Consider the following 3,811-nt stretch of genomic DNA (forward strand, 5'->3'; position numbering starts at 1 on the left):
GGACAGGATCGACACCGCGAACAGCGCGGCATTCGCGGCGCCGGCCTCGCCGATCGCGAACGTCGCGACCGGCACGCCCTTCGGCATCTGCACGATCGAGTGCAGCGAATCGACGCCCTTCAGGTACTTGCTCGCGACCGGCACGCCGAGCACGGGCACCGTGGTCTTCGCGGCCAGCATGCCGGGCAGGTGCGCGGCGCCGCCGGCGCCCGCGATGATCGCGCGCAGCCCGCGCTCGCGCGCCTTCTCCGCATAGTCGAACATCTCGTCGGGCATCCGGTGCGCGGACACGACCTTCGCCTCGTACGGCACGCCGAATTCCTGCAGGATGGCGACCGCATGCTTCATCACGTCCCAGTCGGAACTCGAGCCCATCAGCACGCCGATGAGCGGCGCGCCGTGCGTGTGGGCGGTCTGGACTTCACTCATTTCTTATCTTCCTCGATCAGGCAAGCGACTGGCCCGTGATGCGCTCGAGCGCTTCCTGGTACTTCGCGGCCGTCTTCTCGACGACGTCGGCCGGCAGCGCCGGCGCCGGCGCCGTCTTGCCCCACGGCTGCGCCTCCAGCCAGTCGCGCACGAACTGCTTGTCGAACGACGGCGGGTTCGTGCCCACTTCGTACTGGTCGGCCGGCCAGAAGCGCGACGAATCGGCGGTCAGCACTTCGTCCATCAGGTACAGCTTGCCGTGGTTGTCGAGGCCGAATTCGAACTTCGTGTCGGCGATGATGATCCCGCGCGTCGCCGCGTAGTCGGCCGCTTCCTTGTACAGGCGGATCGAGATGTCGCGGATCGTCGCGGCCAGCTCGGTGCCGATGCGGCGCTCGGTTTCCTCGAACGTGATGTTCTCGTCGTGCTCGCCCATCTCGGCCTTCGCGGCCGGCGTGAAGATCGGCTCGGGCAGCTTCTGTGCGTTCTGCAGGCCTTCGGGCAGTTGCACGCCGCACACGGCGCCCGACGCCTGGTATTCCTTCCAGCCGCTGCCGGCCAGGTAGCCGCGCACGACCGCTTCGATCATGATCGGCTCGAGGCGCTTGACGACCACGCCGCGGCCCTTCACCTGCTCGACCTCGTCGGCCGCGACGACCGCTTCCGGCGCGTCGCCCGTCAGGTGGTTCGGCACGATGTGCGCGAGCTTGTCGAACCAGAAGTTCGCCATCTGGTTCAGCACGCGGCCCTTGTTCGGAATCGGCTCGCCCATCACCACGTCGAAAGCCGACAGGCGATCGGTCGTGACGATCAGGAGCTTGTCGTTGCCGACCGCGTAGTTGTCGCGAACCTTGCCGCGACCGAGAAGCGGCAGCGAGCGGAGCGTGGATTCGTAAAGGGTAGACATCGTCTTTTCGCAGATAAGGAGCCAAACAAAAAGGGAAACGCCGTTCCCCGCGGCAGGCGGGAACGGCGGTCTTGCAATACGTCGGCGAACCGGCGGGCGCAACGCCCGGGCGGCTGCCGGCCGGCCCTCGTTCGGCCGGACGGAACGGCTGCCGGGGCCGGATCGGATCCGGCCAACCGGGCGGCCAGCCCGTGCCCGGCGGCAGAACCGGGCGGGGCAATCGTACTACAGTCTCAGCGCACGACCTGCGCGAGCGCGCCGGACTTGTACTGTTCGGCGATCTTGTCGAGCGACACCGGCTTGATCTTGCCGGCCTGGCCTTCGCAGCCGAACGCGAGGTAACGGTCGACGCACACCTTCTTCGCGGCTTCGCGCGCGGGCTTCAGGTAGTCGCGCGGATCGAACTTGCCCGGGTTCTCGAACAGGTAGCGGCGGATCGCGCCGGTGATCGCGAGACGCAGGTCGGTGTCGATGTTGATCTTGCGCACGCCGTGCTTGATGCCTTCCTGGATTTCCTCGACCGGCACGCCGTAGGTTTCCTTCATGTCGCCGCCGAATTCGCGGATCTCGGCCAGCAGTTCCTGCGGCACCGACGACGAACCGTGCATCACCAGGTGCGTGTTCGGAATGCGTGCGTGAATTTCCTTGATGCGCTGGATCGACAGGATGTCGCCCGTCGGCTTCTTCGAGAACTTGTATGCGCCGTGCGACGTGCCGATCGCGATCGCGAGCGCGTCGCACTGCGTGAGCTTCACGAAGTCGGCAGCCTGCTCCGGATCGGTCAGCAGCTGCTCGCGGGTCATCGTGCCTTCCGCGCCGTGGCCGTCTTCCTTGTCGCCCTTCATCGTCTCGAGCGAGCCGAGCACGCCGAGTTCGGCTTCGACCGTCACGCCGATCGAGTGCGCCATCTCGACGACCTTGCGCGACACGTCGACGTTGTATTCGTAGGAGGCGACCGTCTTGCCGTCGGCTTCCAGCGAACCGTCCATCATCACGCTCGTGAAGCCGCTGCGAATCGCTGCCGTGCAGACCGCCGGCGACTGGCCGTGATCCTGGTGCATCACGACCGGGATATGCGGATACGATTCGACCGCCGCTTCGATCAGGTGGCGCAGGAACGGCTCGCCCGCATACTTACGCGCGCCGGCCGATGCCTGCATGATCACGGGCGCGCCGACCTGATCCGCCGCCGCCATGATCGCCTGGACCTGCTCCAGGTTGTTCACGTTGAAGGCCGGCAGGCCGTAACCGTGCTCTGCCGCGTGGTCCAGCAATTGACGCATTGATACGAGAGGCATTGTGGAACTCCTTGGAATGAAAACCGGTGCGCCCTGACGCCGGCGCGGCGCTCGCTCCCCTCTGAACCGGGACGGCGCGGCGCGGCTGAGCGTCGAATAGCCGCATTTTATCGCGAAGCGCCTCCGATTCCGACCGCTGGGTGGCGCCCGCTCGCAATTTGTTACGTTCGCACGGCACAATCCGGCCAAAAAGGAGAAAAAAAGCCGCGCGGGGCTTCGGACCCCGCGCGGCGCTTGCGCAAAAAACAGTGCCGGATCGATTCCGGCCGATCCGGGCCGCCGGCCCGCGGGCCGGTTCGATACGGCTCAGCCGGCGCTCAATAGTGCTCGCCGACCCGCACGATCTTCAGCGTGTTGGTGCCGCCCGCCTGCCCCATCGGCTCGCCGACGGTCAGCACGACCATGTCGCCGTGCTGCACGTAGCCCTGCTTGACGACGATCTCGAGCGCCGCCTGCAGCGCCGAATCGCGGTCGCTGTTGAAGTCGACGTGCAGCGGCGTCACGTTGCGGTACAGCGCCATCGTGCGCTCGCTGCCGACGCGCGGCGTCAGCGCGAAGATCGGCACGTGCGTGTAGTGACGCGACATCCACAGCGCGGTCGCGCCCGATTCGGTCAGCGCGATGATCGCCTTCGCGCCGAGGTGGTACGCGGTGAACAGCGCGCCCATCGCGATCGACTGGTCGATCCGCGTGAACGTGCGGTCGAGGAAATCCTTGTCCAGCTCGACTTCTTCCGATTTTTCCGCCTCGACGCACACGGCCGCCATCGTCTCGATCGTGACGACCGGGTACTTGCCGGCGGCCGTCTCGGCCGACAGCATCACCGCGTCGGTGCCGTCGAGCACCGCATTCGCGACGTCCGACACTTCCGCGCGGGTCGGCACGGGCGCGTAGATCATCGATTCCATCATCTGCGTCGCGGTGATCACGAGCTTGTTCGACTCGCGCGCCATCCGGATCATCCGCTTCTGCAGCGCCGGCACGGCCGCGTTGCCCACTTCGACCGCGAGGTCGCCGCGCGCGACCATGATGCCGTCGGACGCGTCGAGGATGCTCTGCAGCGCCGGAATCGCCTCCGCGCGCTCGATCTTCGCGATCATCTTCGGCTTGATGCCGTATGGCGCGCCCGCGATGTTCGCGAGCTGGCGCGCCATTTCCATGTCGGTCGCATTCTTCG

The 3,811-nt window shown here is 66.6% G+C and carries 4 protein-coding genes; all 4 read right to left on the bottom strand.

Annotated elements, in window-relative coordinates; translation table 11 throughout:
• A partial coding sequence (gene purE / locus A9Z05_RS00005; RefSeq protein ID WP_069616338.1) for a 5-(carboxyamino)imidazole ribonucleotide mutase occupies positions 1–429 on the bottom strand: 429 nt, incomplete at its 3' end.
• A gap of 16 nt (positions 430–445) precedes the next feature.
• Positions 446–1,336: a phosphoribosylaminoimidazolesuccinocarboxamide synthase gene (locus A9Z05_RS00010; RefSeq protein ID WP_027785305.1), complete on the bottom strand. Its 891-nt coding sequence runs from the start codon at positions 1,334–1,336 to the stop codon at positions 446–448.
• Positions 1,337–1,569: 233 nt separating this feature from the next.
• Positions 1,570–2,634 carry a class II fructose-bisphosphate aldolase gene (gene fba, locus A9Z05_RS00015; RefSeq protein ID WP_006481730.1) on the bottom strand — a complete coding sequence of 355 codons (1,065 nt, stop codon included), beginning with the start codon at positions 2,632–2,634 and terminating at the stop codon, positions 1,570–1,572.
• Between the two features lie 317 nt (positions 2,635–2,951).
• The coding region (locus A9Z05_RS00020; RefSeq protein ID WP_256121798.1) for a pyruvate kinase at positions 2,952–3,811 on the bottom strand (860 nt) is incomplete at its 5' end.

It is taken from the genome of Burkholderia sp. A2, assembly GCF_001729305.1.
GTDB lineage: Bacteria > Pseudomonadota > Gammaproteobacteria > Burkholderiales > Burkholderiaceae > Burkholderia > Burkholderia sola.

Coding starts and splice junctions, on each gene's coding strand:
- A9Z05_RS00010 (WP_027785305.1), bottom strand. CDS start 1,336: ATGTCTACCCTTTACGAATCCACGCTCCGCTCGCTGCCGCTTCTCGGT.
- fba (WP_006481730.1), bottom strand. CDS start 2,634: ATGCCTCTCGTATCAATGCGTCAATTGCTGGACCACGCGGCAGAGCAC.